The sequence below is a fragment of the Halobacillus sp. HZG1 genome, from assembly GCF_035818575.1.
GTDB lineage: Bacteria > Bacillota > Bacilli > Bacillales > Halobacillaceae > Halobacillus > Halobacillus litoralis.
Genome location: NZ_JAYLVQ010000012.1, coordinates 21,325 through 35,071 on the forward strand (window position 1 = coordinate 21,325; position 13,747 = coordinate 35,071).

Here is a 13,747-nt window from a genome sequence, read left to right on the forward strand (position 1 = left end):
CCTTTAGTTAAGAGAGGACGCTTGTTTATTTTACATAAAAAGATTCAGGTTCATGAAAAAGAAATAGGCAGCAAGAATGAATATAAGAATGCAGACCTGTAAACAAAGTCCAACAACGCTACATATCTTCCCTCCTAAAGCGAAACGGTATCCTGGTGCATCTGTGGTGAGTTCAACGAGAGCTTTATTGGCAAAAAGGAGCCCGATCCATCCAAAGAGGATGCCGATAAAAGGAAGAAAGATGGACATCATTCCCAACACACAAGATGTAACGGCCTTTTGATACATCAATAAACACCGCCCACTACTTTGTATATCGATTGGCATAGCTGCTTGCGACAATAGAATCGGGTTTAATCTTTGCTTCCATTCCAAGCGATTCGATTCTTGCCATCATTTCATTGACATAAACTCTTGTCCTGTTTCGATCTCCACTCCCGATATCAATATGTCCTTCGATTGTAAACGTTGCCCCTTTGTAGATATAGGGAAGGACGACTTCGATGAGGGCATTCTTCTTTTCCTCCGTAAATAAGGAAGCTACTTGTTCCGTTAACGATGTTTCGTAGGAAATACGTTCATGGAGAGTAGTCATTTGTCTGTGTACCACTTCTTTTCGGAAGCAGGCCCATGCTCCTTTTCCAACACGTTGGATGACAATGCCTGTAATGAACAGGGTATGCGAGGGGTGAACTTGGGAGTCGGTTCCCATCATGAGCTTGTAATCTCCAATGGGTTCACTCTTCATAAAGGTCAAAATATGAGAAAACACTTCTTCGAACGGCATTTTTTTATGGGTGAGATTTTGAAACACATGGGATTGGTTCACATTAGCCAACTCCTTAAATTTTTCAAAAGAAAGGGTTTGTACGTCAATGAGCTAGTGACCATTCTGTTATTAAGATATTCATAGACCTACTCGAAAGATAACATGAATTTATCGAGAGTATGTGTCAGGGTTGAAAAAATTATGTGCGTTTTCATTAAAAAATCCCTTATGATCCCATGTGACAGAGGAATCAACAACACTAATCCAGAAGGAGTAGGACACAAAACCTTCAAAATAAGTGTTCAATAAATGCTCCCTTTAGTTGAAGACTCAGTTTCGAGATGTTTCTGGGTTCGTTGCCTGGGTTGAGCATCGGGGGTTGTTGGAAAGCGAGCGATTCCCCGAAGCCCTATCCCCTCAACAAAAGTCTCGAAACTGAGTCTTCAAAAAAACTGCCATACTATTGAATAAATGAAGCGAAAGGAGGAAGAGAGGGTGGTTGAAGAAATTCTTCGAAGACTTCCTTCATTAAATGAAGGAGACAGATTTATATTAGGAATCGATGGCTTGAGTCGCTCAGGAAAGACGACGCTTACGGAGAAAATTCAAAATAAACTACAGAAAGCCTCTCTTCCAGTTGTGACGTATCATATCGATGATTATGTTGTGGAAAGAGAAAAGAGGTATCACACAGGATATGAGCCATGGTACGAATATTATTTTCTCCAATGGGATGTTCAAGCATTGAAGGGAGAATTATTTAAAGCACTAGAAAAAGAGAGTGGCTTAGTTATTTTGGAAGGCGTTTTTCTACAAAGGGAAGAATGGCGGGGATTTTTTGATTTTGTGGTCTATCTCCAGTGTTCAAGAGAATTAAGATTTTCAAGGGAAGGGGAGGGAACGCGAAAGAAAATCACTAAATTTAAAGAACGGTACTGGAAAGCGGAAGATTATTACATCGCAACGGTGGATCCTGAAAGACAAGCCGATTTGATTGTAAAATCCCCATCCTGAAATGAAAAAGGAGAAAAGGCGCACCCTTTCTCCTTAAACATGTTAAAAAATAAAAATCCACATAAGAATGGCTGTAATGACAAACGTTATGGCGTATATGGTCGTAAGTAGCGGAATACTCCCCGTGTCACTTCCTGCGTTCTTCAACTGCTTGGCATCATCTTCTGGTGAAGATGTGTTTTCCGGTCTGGTTACTTGCCGGGCTATAATGATCGTGCCAATCAGTGCGGCTACCGAGGCGATGATTGCAAGTCCATAATAAATCGGGTACATAGGATGCGCTCCTCTCCCTTTTGTTACTTCTATTATAATAGAAGTAAGGTGGAAGTGCTAAAGTTCACTATGCTACATGTTCTCAGGGGCCTGAATTCCAAGAATGGTTAAACCTTCTTTCAATTGAACGTTCACGGCATAAATCAGGGAGAGGAGTGCTTGTTCTTCCTCACTTCCTAACACTTTTGTATGGGCATAAAATTTATTGAAGTGACTCGCTACATCTAACAGGTGTCTCGCAAGTTTGGATGGATCATATTCTTTATAGGCCTTCTCAATGACTTCAGGGAAAAGGCGGAAAGTTTTAATTAGTGGCCAAGCGGTTTCTGCGTGGACGTCTGTTACAGGATGTTTGGGATCAAAGTTCCCTCTTTCCAGTAAAGAGACGGTACGCGCATACGTATATTGCAGGTAAGGCGCTGTATGACCCTCAAAGGTTAGCATGTTCTCTAAAGAAAATTCTACATCATTGCGTCGGTCGTGTTTAAGGTCATGAAAGATGACGGCCCCTACCCCCACTTGTTCCGCGACTTCTTGAGCGTTCACCAAATCAGGGTTCTTTTCTTTTATATTTTTAGCTGCCACTGAAATAGCTTCCTGTAATGCTTGTTCCAGTAAAACAGTCTTCCCCTGACGAGTGGACATCTTCTTGCCATCCTGCAGCATCATTCCGAATGAGATATGTCTTAATTGATCCGCCCAGGAAAACTCGGCTTTCTTCAACACATGTTTAACCTGTTGGAAATGAAGGGTTTGCTCATGGCCAACTACATAGAGGGCTTCATCAAAATCATACGTTTGCTTACGGTCAATCGCAGCTGTTAAATCTCTTGTGGCATAAATGGTCGTGCCATTGCTCTTTCGAATCAGGCACGGTGGTAACTTTTCCTCATCGAGGCGTACGACTTGCGCACCTTCCGATTCTTCCAACAACCCTTTTTCCTGCAACATATCAATGGTGGCACCCATTTTGTCATTGTAATAGGCTTCGCCACGGGTCAAGTCGAAGGTGATTCCTAAAAGTTTATAAATTTCTTCAAACTCTTCAAGTGATACGGATTTGAACCACTTCCAGAGAGTGACGGCCTCTTGATCGTTATTCTCCAATTTTTTGAACCATTCTCTTCCTTCATCAATGAATGCTGGATCTTCTTTCGAAGCATGGTGGAACTTCACATACACGCGGGTCAATTCTTGAATCGGATTCTGCTTGAGACTTTCTTCTTCCCCCCATTTGAGGTAAGCGGCTAATAGTTTTCCGAACTGGGTGCCGTAGTCTCCAATGTAATTAATTTTTACTGTCTTATACCCACATTTTTGTGCAAGGTTTGAGAGAGCATTTCCAATCACTGTTGATCTTAAATGTCCCATAGAAAAAGGTTTGGCAATATTCGGTGCTGACATATCCAGGACGATTGTCTTTCCTTTTCCAAATTCATGTGATCCATAGGCTTCCGGCTCTTGGTAAAACTGCTTCAAGCCGTGGTCAGCGACAAACACCTGATCAAGAAATATATTGATGTAGCCGCCTACTGTTTGTACTTCCTTGAAAATCGGGTGTTTTATTTGGCTGGAAATCTCATCAGCAATCAGCCCCGGACTCTTTTTCAAAGACTTCGCCAGCGGGAAGCAGGGAAAAGCCAGGTCACCGTGGTCCTGCTGTTTGGGAACTTCAATAAGTTGCTGCACCCACTCTCGCTGATATTCTTCCCCGAGGATATGAGCGATCTGCAGGGCAAGTATTTGTTTTTCCATGAACGACACCTCCATAAAAATAAAAAACCCCGTCTCAAATAAAGAGACGAGGTTTGTGCTCGCGGTACCACTCTTATAGCTATCGTATAGCCACTCGATGTTGTTAACGGGGGCATCCCCGGCTTTTCCCTACTCCATGGTTCAGGAAAGCTTCTCAAAAGTCCGTTTCACTACTGAAATCCTGCTCAGGCTTCCACCACCCCTGAGTCGCTGATCTGTTCCAGACAGTTACTCTCTTTTTCCTAGAATTTCTATATTTGAAAAAATTATAGCGGAAAGCATTTCCTTTTGCAATCCCTTCTTTGAGAATATCCTGGTTTAAATAGGTGATTATACGAAGAGAGGTGATTGATCATGGATTGGATTTGGAAAGCCGTTCTCATTATTATTGTCGGTACAATCATATTACGGGTTGCTGGCAGGAAGTCCATTTCACAAATGACGTTATCGCAGACGGTCATTATGATTGCGATTGGTTCCTTACTGATTCAACCGGTGGCTGGAAAAAATATATGGGTGACGTTCGGCGTAGGGGGAGTGCTCGTGCTTACATTGATGGTGATGGAATTCAGCCAGGTGAAATTTGATTTTATGGAACGTTTTCTTACAGGACGGTCTGTTTCCATTATTGAGAACGGACAGCTGAATGAAAAAAATATTAAGAAGCTGCGCTTTACTGTCGATCAGCTTGAAATGAAATTAAGGCAGAGTAATGTTACTTCCATTGATGATCTTAAATCGGCGACCCTGGAACCGAATGGGCAGGTCGGGTTTGAGTTGAAAAATCAAAAAAAACCAGCGACAAAGCAGGATATTGATGATTTATATCAGGAAATCCTTTCGTTAAAAAAGATGTTAAATCCCGATCAGGCTACACAGTTGCCGACTGAAAAACCGCCTACAGAAGATTTATTTAAAGAAGTAGAGACTAAGCAGCACCAGCAGGTCCACCCTGATCGTTTGAATTAAGTTCTATTGCAGGCATTTTGATCTATTCCTTGATATAATGGAGCAGAGGTGAGAAAAGTGGAATCCGTAAACACCATTGAAGAACTTCAGGCATTTGTTCATGAACATCCCCTTTCAATAGTGTATGTTTCCAGGCCGGGATGTTCGGTCTGCCATGGTTTGCTACCGCAAGTGGAAAGCCTGTTGAAGGAATACCCTGAAATTGAATCAAGACATGTAAACGCTGATGAAGTTCCGCAAGTGGCCGGTGAGTTTTCAGTCATGACGGTGCCTGCCGTTTTGATTTACTCGGAAGGGAAAGAGCTATTCCGTAAAGCCCGCTTCGTCCCCATTGGGGAACTGAATCAGCAACTGGCCAAACTGAATCATTTCATTAATGAAGGATGACCATCTGTTGAACCCTCAACAGATGGTTTTTTATATGCTCTAACGAAAAGAAATAAAGTCTGATAATTCCCTCAATTTTGCTTTCTCCGGCTTTTCTTAAAAATTCAACCCGCAAATACATGTCTGAGACGAGATTATTTGCGATGAGAAGCGATGAATTGGAAATACCTCTCCATGAAACCGTTTACACTAACTAATTGGCGTATATAGACCCGACTTGCCAAAAACCCCTTGAATAAGTTTTGCCCAGTGTTATGATGAAAAACGTCTTAAATAAAGCGAACAAAAAATGCGAACGGGAGAGATTAACCCAATATGATTAAACAAACGATTGCTTTTCTAGGTGCAGGCTCTATGGCTGAGGCGATGATTTCAGGCATGGTGGAATCCGGTAATATTCCAGCTGAGAACATCATCGTGACCAATAGAAGTAATCAGGAACGTTTAAACACAATCAATGATAAATACGGCGTACGCACAGTTTTAAAAGATGAATTGAACTTTCAAGAAGTCGATCAGTTCATTTTGGCGATGAAGCCAAAAGATATTGATGCAGTACTTGCCGATTTGAAAGATAAATTGACAGCAAACCAAGTGCTTGTTTCTGTACTTGCGGGAATCTCAACATCATATATGGAAGATCGATTGAACGACGGACAACAGGTCATCCGTGTGATGCCGAATACGTCAAGCATGCTTCGCGAATCGGCGACAGCTATCTCACCAGGACGTTTCGCGGACATGGACAATGTACTTGTCGCGAAAGAATTAATGAAATCCATTGGTGAAGTTTTCATCATTGAAGAAGATAAAATGGACGTCTTTACAGGAATAGCTGGAAGCGGACCTGCTTACTTCTATTACTTGATGGAACACATTGAAGAAACAGGCCGTGCAGAAGGCATGGATCGTGAAACTCTTCGTGAAATCGGAGCACAAACATTGCTTGGAGCAGCAAAAATGATGCTTGAACGTGATGAAAGCCCGACAGAACTACGTGAAAATGTGACCTCACCGAATGGTACGACAGCAGCAGGGCTGAACGCTCTTGATCAGGCTGGCGGAGGTTATGCCATCTCTGAAGCGATCAAAGGAGCAGCCAGTCGTTCGAAAGAATTGAGCAAAGAACTTGAAGGACTACTTGTAGGCAGTAAATAAACGAAGTAAATCGATGCGAAAATGTTAAACAGGAGTGATATGTTGAGTCAAGATAAAAAAAGGGTAGTTATTAAAATAGGGAGTAGTTCCCTGACTAGTATGCACGGAGAAGTTAGCCGCCGTAAATTAGAGAAATTAGTAGATGAAGTCGTCCAACTGAAAGACGACGGCCACGAGGTTTTACTCGTATCCTCAGGAGCTGTAGCCGCAGGTTATCGTAAACTCGGCTGTCTTGAGCGCCCAAGCTCTTTACCTGAAAAACAGGCAGCTGCATCCATTGGCCAAGGATTGTTGATGGAATCTTATTCCGATCTTTTCCTATCCCACGGTTATATGGGTTCACAGATCCTCATTACTCGCAGCGACTTCTCTGATGAAGACCGCTATAACAATGCACGTAACACGATTAATGTCCTGCTTGAGCGCGGCATTATTCCGATCGTCAATGAAAATGACACGATTACGATCGATCGTTTGAAATTCGGGGATAACGACACACTTTCTGCTAAAGTCGCAGGCCTTGTCGATGCCGATCAATTGATCATTCTATCCGATATTGACGGACTTTACGATGCAGACCCTAGAAAGAATGAAGATGCTAAACTACTTGATAAAGTCCACGAAATTACCCCGGAAATTGAAGCCGCAGCTGGTGACCCAGGTAGTGCAGTCGGCACAGGCGGTATGAAGTCCAAGATTGACGCTTTCAAAATTTCCATGGCATCGGGCATCTCTTCCTTCTTAGGAAAGGCAAATACACCGAACATCGTTTATGATGCTGTGTACGGAGATGCAACAGGAACGTATTTTGAAACAACGACAGACTCTGAAAACCTTGACCAGAAGAAGCAGTGGATTGCCTTCAACTCTGGACCTGAAGGTGAAGTTATTATCGACCATCGTGCGAAAGAATCGATCGTTGAAATGAAGAAGAGTCTTCTTCCTATGAACGTTCATCATGTAAAAGGACGTTTTGAAAAAGGTGCCGTCGTCCGCATTCACGGACTTGATGGAGATGAGATCGGACTAGGCGTTGTCAACTACTCTTCTGAAGAGATGGAAAAAATGATCAGCCTGACAGAACCTGAACTTGAATCATATGAACAGGCAGCCATCGAACGCAAAGATTTCGTCTGCCACTTAGACGTTGCCCTGCCCGTAGGTGTTTAAAATAATCAAGGAGGTCTTTGATGACACTAACAACGAATGTGAACGTTGAAGCACAAGCAATTGAAGCGAAGAAAGCTTCGAAAAAATTGATGATCCTTTCTGAAGAAGAGAAAAACCAGGCGCTAAGTCACTTAGCTGATGTACTTGAACGCGAATACGAGACGATTCTAGCTGCTAATGAGAAAGATTTGGCCAACGGTCGTGAAAAAGGCTTCACTGATGCATTTATGGACCGTCTTTCTCTTTCTCAAGAGCGTGTCGCTGAGTTTGCTCAGGGGTTACGCGATGTTTCCAAACTTGAAGATCCAACAGGTCAAGTAGTGACAGATTGGACGCTTGAAAATGGCTTGCAAGTTGAAAAGGTAACTGTACCCCTAGGTGTCATCGGTATGATTTATGAAGCGCGCCCGAACGTAACCGTTGATGCAACTGGTCTAGCATTGAAATCCGGTAATGCCATTGTACTGAAAGGTGGATCTTCTGCGATCAACTCAAACCAGGCCATCGTAGAAGTCATGCACCGTGGTCTTGAAGAAACGAAGATTCCGAAAGAAGCGGTACAATTCATTGCCTCTACAGACCGTTCCGCAACGAATGAACTTTTCAAAATGAAAGAGCACATCGACGTACTCATTCCACGTGGTGGCGGCAAGCTAATCCAGGCTGTTGTTGAGAATGCAACAGTACCTGTACTCGAAACAGGTGTTGGGAACTGCCACATCTATGTGGATAAACATGCCGATGTTGAGAAAGCGATCAACATTCTCGTGAACGCGAAAACAGATCGTCCGGCGGTATGTAACGCTGCTGAAACACTCGTTGTCCACAAAGAATGGTTGAACGACAATAAAGACGCACTTATCGCTGCCTTGATAGAAAACAACATTGCTGTGCACGGCGATGAGTATATCCTGGATATCATTCCGGGTTCTGTACTTGCCGGTGAAGACGACTGGGCGAACGAATATTTGAGCACAGATATTGCCGTGAAAGCTGTGGATGATCTAACCGATGCGATAGCACACATTGAAACTTACGGTACGAAACACTCAGAAGCGATTGTGACCGAAGATGCAGAAGCAGCAGAGACATTCTTTGCACTTGTGGATGCTGCCGCACTTTATCACAATGCGTCCACACGTTTCACAGACGGTGGTGCGCTAGGCTTTGGAGCTGAAATCGGTATTTCCACCCAAAAATTACATGCCCGTGGCCCGATGGGGCTTCCTGCACTGACGACAGTGAAGTTCTTGATGAAGGGTACCGGCCAGATCCGATAAGGTTTTTAGCGGAAGGGAGACTCTCAGGAGTTTCCCTTCTTTTTTTGCGCTGAGGACGGGAGGAAAGTGCCCTAACGTGGGTCGAAAGTGACTTAACGCGATCGCAAAGTGACCTAACTGAATTTAAAGTGACCTAACTAGTAACGAAAGTGACTTAACGACTCTTGAAAGTTACCTAATTAAATCTATCGTATATATTCTTGCTTTGGAGTGGCGGTTGTTGTGGGAGCAACATTGGTTTAAGAGAGTACGCGCAACCTTAACGGAACCGATCCCCGCAGAAACGCGGAACTCTGCATTTGTAATCGTGTCTCCAATCAGTAATTGATGATCTCTTAACAAATGTAAATGCGCATCCTTAGATTTCGTTCCACACCGTCCGCAAAGCCAATGATCACGTCGCCGCGCCATGCCTAGTATGCGACAAGAAGGACACGGAACACCCCATTTGAGCTCATCTTTTGAAAGACCATATTCTAAAATGACGTCTGAATGGTGAGGGGTATATGCTGCTTTAACCCTTGATGAGAATTCTTCCAAGTGATCTTCAGTCCATGCGCTCTCTCCTTTGCAACCTTCGATTAATGTTGTGAGATAAGTAGGGAGCTGTTTAACGAGAAGGACTCTTTTTCTTTTACTAAGGTCTGCTCCTTGAAAGGTAAGGGAGGCGTTCGAGTTTGCGATGACTATGAAAGAGTAGATAGGGATGGAGGGGAAGCCGGACATCTTTATCCAGCGTTGTAACTGAAATTTCTGCAGTTCCACTTGTACAAAAGGATCCTGGAATATCTCACTTTTTCCTTCTACCGTTCTTAAAAGTTTCCTGTGGTCGAGGTCGAACTGCAACTCTCCTTTATAATTCTTTATTTCTAGAAGGACCAAGCATTCCTGATAAAGGAGAAGCGCATCAATCTGAAAAGACCGCACACCATCATGGAGCCTGACATCCTGTATGCTTCTTCCCGGCAAGTACTCCATGTAGTAATCAACAGTTGTTTCACCAAAATGCCCGGCAGACAAGCGGCCCAGGCGGGTTGCTATTTCTTCTCTGAGAGGATGACGGGTAGGAAATTCGATGAAGAAGAGATTCAAGCTTTAAAAGTTCTAGTGATTTTTTTCGAGGCATATTCAAACTCCTTTTACAAAAAATTCATTCTATTATATGATGATGTAATCTTTATCTTTAGGAGGGGTAGGATGAGACAGAGAGAAGCAGTAGAAACGATAACGGAAAGTTTGCAGAAAGATAATCTTGTGAAGGCTGTTTTCCTAAAAGGCTCGATGGGCCGGGAAGAGGAAGATGATCACTCAGATGTGGATTTGTATGTGCTGGTTGACGAGGCCGACAAAGAAGCATTTTTGAATAATAGACAAAAGCACCTTCAAAGCTATCAGCCTATCATTTTCTATGATGATATTTTTATTATCGCTCCTCAAATTATTGCTGTATATGAAAATCTCCTGCACGTCGACCTTTTTACAGTTACTGAGGAAACGCTCGTACATAAAGATTTCTTCCGTGTTCTCTATGATCCGGAACAACGTATGGCAAAGCATATACCTCATCAGAATCTCTATTTATCTGAAAAGGATTTTTTATATGCGGTCGATGACATTGCTTTCTTCTTCCTGCAATACAAGAAAGCGGCTGATCGTGGGAATGACATTTGGGCTGTAAAGGTAGCTAACGATATAGGTGTGAATGTGGGGAAGATTCTTTTACAAAAATACGCACCGGATCGAGCACAGCTTGGCTTGAAGACTGTCCCATATGCACTTCCATCTGCTCACGTTCAGGAGATGGAGAACGTATATCGCTCGGTTTCATTAGAGGAACATGATAAGGCTGTAGGCCAAATGGCTGTTATGATGGAAAAACATTTGGAGTGGCTCGAGGAGTGTCTGGGATATGAAACCTATACCCTTCCTTTTTTAAAGAGAATGATTGAAGTAATAAAAAATAGAACCCCCTTGGCAGGGAGTTCTGGTGATTAAAAGGATTGACCGGCCATCGCTTGGGAAAGCGTCGCGGTAGTTGTGACATTTTTGAAATCGACACCGAGCTGCACAGCTGTTTGAGCAATTTCCGGTCGAATACCGACAACGGTCGATGAAACACCGATCAATTGTAAACTATCAATCAATTGAAAAATCTGCTGGGCCACCATGGTGTCGACGAGATAAACACCTGATAGATCGATATAGAGAACATCGATGTTCTCTTCCGTACAATTTTTCAAGGTGTTCTCCTGAATCGATGTAGCACGTTCGGTATCGATATTACCGACCAGCGGAAGAAGGGCACGGTCGTTTGATAATTGTATAAGAGGTGAACTTAATTCGTTGATCACCGTGCGTTGGTGATCAATCTTTTTATTCAGCTGGTTGGACTTTTCTTCTGAAACCTTGAACATGATTTCATCAAAGACTTCAATTAACAAACGTTTCCATTCATTTTCCAGATCTCGGGAAACAGGGGTTTCATGCTGGAGGATAAACTCTTCCAGAAAATCCAGATATTGTTCACGAACACGCATGAATTCCCGGATAATTTCATGTGTTGGTGTATTTAAATGGTTGGGGTCTCTGCCAATTTCAATAATCCACCCATTGATTTGGCTGAAGAATTCATCGCGGTCAAGGATAAAAAGCTGACGCATATATTTATGAAATTCATAATTTTGTGCTTTTAGATTTTTGACGGTTTCCGAATCTTTGGATGCATATACTCCTGACACATCATGTTGATTTAATGAATTGTACCATTCTTCTGTTAAAACTTTCGCTTTATGGAGAAGAAAGTCGTGTAAAGCTTGGTTCGTTTCCATTCGCAAGCTCCTCTCTATAAAATGAGCCTCTATAGGTGTGAATGTGAGAGGATCATCCTTTATCTTCATTATAAATGGAATAACTAATCTTTCCAATAGGATTGACTTAAGGTTATTAAAAAAGGGAATATCCAAACAAGGAGGTGTTTTACATGGCTCTTAGAGAAGTGTTATTGGAACAGTTGAGATCTGTTCATGATGAAAACAGCTGGTTTGTCTGTTTCAATTATGCCGTAAGAGAATTGGAAGAACCACAAGCGGTGGAGAAACTGCATGACCAGCACCATTCTATTGCTGAAATTGTGCATCATCTTTATTTTTACAATGAACGTTACTTAAGTCGATTCCGCGGAGAGGAAGTCGCTGAACGCCCGCGCCACTATGATACGTTTCAAAATCACGGACAAGTGCAGTGGCATGCAAGAGTGGCTGACTTCCAAATGGTCATGACGATGTTTAAACAAGAGGTTCTATCCTGCAGTCAAGAAAAACTTGAAATGTGGGCAGAAACCCTGTCGAATTTATTCATGCACAATGCTTACCATATTGGACAGATTGTAACCATTCGAAAACGAAACGGATGGTGGGGGATGAATCCAGTGGTGAAAGGTTAATCATATGAAAAAATACAGCATCGTTGTCGCACTATTAATATTCATTCTGAGTGTGAGTTACTTTAGTAATGGAAAGGATAAGCAGGAAGCGCTCAAAAAAGATACAATCCAGGAAATTACTTTAGAAGTAAAAGGAGAGTCGTATCCTTTAAAGGGTAAGGTTGTTTGCCTACACGAGAAAAATTGTTCTGTTTCTGAAGAGCAGCGGTCCATTTCTCAATTGGAGAAAGAACTGAAGATAAAAGATTATGAGTTGCAAAGGTCCACAGAAATAACATTGAGTTTCTCTACAAGAGACCCAGATATGATCTTCTACGATAAAATGGATACCAACTCCGTTACTACCACCTCTGTAGATGGTACCAGTTTTGAAGTCTATGGATTGGATGATTCAGAAAAGGTTTACCGTATCGGGGTCCAGTGGGAGAACACAGATGGAGAAGTTACGCGCGCTTATTATCCGATCCGTGTATCTATTATGTAAAAAAACGTGCAGGAACAAGGTTCCATGCACGTTTTTTAATTAATCTTCGAATTGAGACATAGCGTCGTCCATTTCCTGGCGTGTCGCCATCAATGGAGTAGTAGGCTCTAGACATGTGATGCTGCAGAAGCAATCAAGGTCTACAGTAATGCAGACTCCTGTCGCACGAAGATTACGGATAGAGTTTCCTGGGAAATAGTCACACACATGTTTTCCGTTACAGGATCTCTCTGGTTGTGATCCTCCCATTGTAACAGGGATCAAAAGCTCCAGCTTCACGCATTTTCCATCATTCGTGAATTTTTTAGCTCTGAAAATTGGAGAGCTTAGGCAATCAAGAAATGTGTTTTCAGACATTCCCAGTTGCTTGCGAATGACACCACTTCCGACGAATGGCTTGCAGTCTTTGCAGTACAAAATGAATGGAACAGTAGTGTTACGTGGAGTTTCATCAGCAGGTGAAAGCAAATCACGGATGGAACGCTCACAGCTGACATCACAACACCCATTATCCATCAAAGCAGCCACTTCATCTTGAGCTTTGATGATTTCTTTGATCACATCGCGAACGCAGCTGTTATCTTTTCCTTTACAACTCATTAAAACATCTCCTTCTTTGTTTTTCTATACATTCTATGGCTATTCATAGAGAGTGCTTGTATAGTTGCCTATTATTCTAAGAATCTTCATAGTTTGTAAAAATACTAGGTGAATGCCAAGGCAATGAGAGGATACGGGCATACTTTATATTACTGAGAGTTCACGAAAGCTCGAGGTACATGGTTTACCACGCCATGGAAAATTTCCCTACGGTCTGATGCCAGCGTACACTGGCATCTTTTTTTATTTCTCCTTATTAAAGTAAATGGCAGGTTTCTTGAAGACTCAGTTTCGAGATGTTTTCGGGTTTCGTTACCTTATTGGGCGTCGGGGATGGCTGGGAAGCTACTCGCTTTCCTGTGGGGGAGTGGCGAGCTTCCTCGGGCTACGCCCTGCGGGATCTCGCCGATCTCCTTTCTCCCACGGGAGTCTCGCAGCTTCCCAAC

The 13,747-nt window shown here is 42.7% G+C and carries 16 protein-coding genes and 1 other annotated feature; of the genes, 9 read left to right on the forward strand and 7 right to left on the reverse strand.

What is annotated here, in order from left to right:
- Window positions 1–30: 30 nt before the first annotated feature.
- Window positions 31–291 carry a DUF4190 domain-containing protein gene (locus VKA52_RS01050; protein WP_326313891.1) on the reverse strand — a complete coding sequence of 87 codons (261 nt, stop codon included), beginning with the start codon at window positions 289–291 and terminating at the stop codon, window positions 31–33.
- Between the two features lie 13 nt (window positions 292–304).
- On the reverse strand, window positions 305–787 hold the full coding sequence (locus VKA52_RS01055; protein ID WP_326313904.1) for a ribonuclease H-like YkuK family protein: 483 nt from the start codon (window positions 785–787) through the stop codon (window positions 305–307).
- 477 nt (window positions 788–1,264) lie between these two features.
- Between VKA52_RS01055 and VKA52_RS01060 the strand changes: the two genes are divergently transcribed.
- A complete protein-coding gene (locus VKA52_RS01060) occupies window positions 1,265–1,783 on the forward strand; it encodes an AAA family ATPase (RefSeq protein WP_326313892.1) in 519 nt (172 codons plus the stop codon).
- Window positions 1,784–1,825: 42 nt separating this feature from the next.
- Here VKA52_RS01060 and VKA52_RS01065 read toward each other — a convergent pair whose 3' ends face one another.
- Window positions 1,826–2,056 carry a hypothetical protein gene (locus tag VKA52_RS01065; RefSeq protein ID WP_326313893.1) on the reverse strand — a complete coding sequence of 77 codons (231 nt, stop codon included), beginning with the start codon at window positions 2,054–2,056 and terminating at the stop codon, window positions 1,826–1,828.
- A gap of 72 nt (window positions 2,057–2,128) precedes the next feature.
- Entirely contained in the window at window positions 2,129–3,811 is a 1,683-nt protein-coding gene (argS, locus tag VKA52_RS01070; RefSeq protein WP_326313894.1) for an arginine--tRNA ligase, read from the reverse strand.
- A 39-nt stretch (window positions 3,812–3,850) separates the two neighbouring features.
- Window positions 3,851–4,064: a binding site (T-box leader), on the reverse strand.
- A 101-nt stretch (window positions 4,065–4,165) separates the two neighbouring features.
- Here argS and VKA52_RS01075 point away from each other — a divergent pair.
- From VKA52_RS01075 to VKA52_RS01095, 5 genes are all read left to right on the forward strand, one after another.
- Window positions 4,166–4,780 (forward strand): DUF421 domain-containing protein, encoded by a 615-nt coding sequence (locus VKA52_RS01075; RefSeq protein ID WP_442788805.1) that lies wholly within the window; start codon window positions 4,166–4,168, stop codon window positions 4,778–4,780.
- Between the two features lie 57 nt (window positions 4,781–4,837).
- Entirely contained in the window at window positions 4,838–5,167 is a 330-nt protein-coding gene (locus tag VKA52_RS01080) for a thioredoxin family protein (RefSeq protein WP_326313896.1), read from the forward strand.
- A gap of 315 nt (window positions 5,168–5,482) precedes the next feature.
- Window positions 5,483–6,325, forward strand: coding sequence for a pyrroline-5-carboxylate reductase (proC, locus tag VKA52_RS01085; protein WP_326313897.1), 843 nt, complete (start codon window positions 5,483–5,485; stop codon window positions 6,323–6,325).
- Window positions 6,326–6,364: 39 nt separating this feature from the next.
- Window positions 6,365–7,495 (forward strand): glutamate 5-kinase, encoded by a 1,131-nt coding sequence (gene proB / locus VKA52_RS01090; protein ID WP_326313898.1) that lies wholly within the window; start codon window positions 6,365–6,367, stop codon window positions 7,493–7,495.
- A gap of 20 nt (window positions 7,496–7,515) precedes the next feature.
- Window positions 7,516–8,775, forward strand: a complete 1,260-nt coding sequence (locus VKA52_RS01095) for a glutamate-5-semialdehyde dehydrogenase (RefSeq protein WP_326313899.1) — start codon at window positions 7,516–7,518, stop codon at window positions 8,773–8,775.
- Between the two features lie 171 nt (window positions 8,776–8,946).
- On the opposite strand, the gene VKA52_RS01100 is transcribed toward VKA52_RS01095, so the two are convergent.
- On the reverse strand, window positions 8,947–9,867 hold the full coding sequence (locus VKA52_RS01100) for a nuclease-related domain-containing protein (protein WP_326313900.1): 921 nt from the start codon (window positions 9,865–9,867) through the stop codon (window positions 8,947–8,949).
- Window positions 9,868–9,972: 105 nt separating this feature from the next.
- Between VKA52_RS01100 and VKA52_RS01105 the strand changes: the two genes are divergently transcribed.
- The gene (locus tag VKA52_RS01105) at window positions 9,973–10,770 is read left to right on the forward strand and encodes a nucleotidyltransferase domain-containing protein (protein WP_326313901.1); all 798 of its coding nucleotides are present in this window, start codon (window positions 9,973–9,975) and stop codon (window positions 10,768–10,770) included.
- Here VKA52_RS01105 and VKA52_RS01110 read toward each other — a convergent pair.
- Window positions 10,767–11,603 (reverse strand): STAS domain-containing protein, encoded by an 837-nt coding sequence (locus VKA52_RS01110; RefSeq protein ID WP_160914198.1) that lies wholly within the window; start codon window positions 11,601–11,603, stop codon window positions 10,767–10,769. The genes VKA52_RS01105 and VKA52_RS01110 overlap by 4 nt on opposite strands.
- A gap of 152 nt (window positions 11,604–11,755) precedes the next feature.
- Between VKA52_RS01110 and VKA52_RS01115 the strand changes: the two genes are divergently transcribed.
- Together VKA52_RS01115 and VKA52_RS01120 are read left to right on the forward strand one after the other, a co-directional pair.
- Window positions 11,756–12,217 (forward strand): DinB family protein, encoded by a 462-nt coding sequence (locus VKA52_RS01115; protein ID WP_206948397.1) that lies wholly within the window; start codon window positions 11,756–11,758, stop codon window positions 12,215–12,217.
- A 4-nt stretch (window positions 12,218–12,221) separates the two neighbouring features.
- On the forward strand, window positions 12,222–12,701 hold the full coding sequence (locus VKA52_RS01120) for a hypothetical protein (protein WP_326313902.1): 480 nt from the start codon (window positions 12,222–12,224) through the stop codon (window positions 12,699–12,701).
- 39 nt (window positions 12,702–12,740) lie between these two features.
- Here the strand turns inward: VKA52_RS01120 and VKA52_RS01125 are convergent, their stop codons facing one another.
- Window positions 12,741–13,301, reverse strand: coding sequence for a CotY/CotZ family spore coat protein (locus tag VKA52_RS01125; RefSeq protein ID WP_160914204.1), 561 nt, complete (start codon window positions 13,299–13,301; stop codon window positions 12,741–12,743).
- Between the last annotated feature and the right edge of the window lie 446 nt (window positions 13,302–13,747).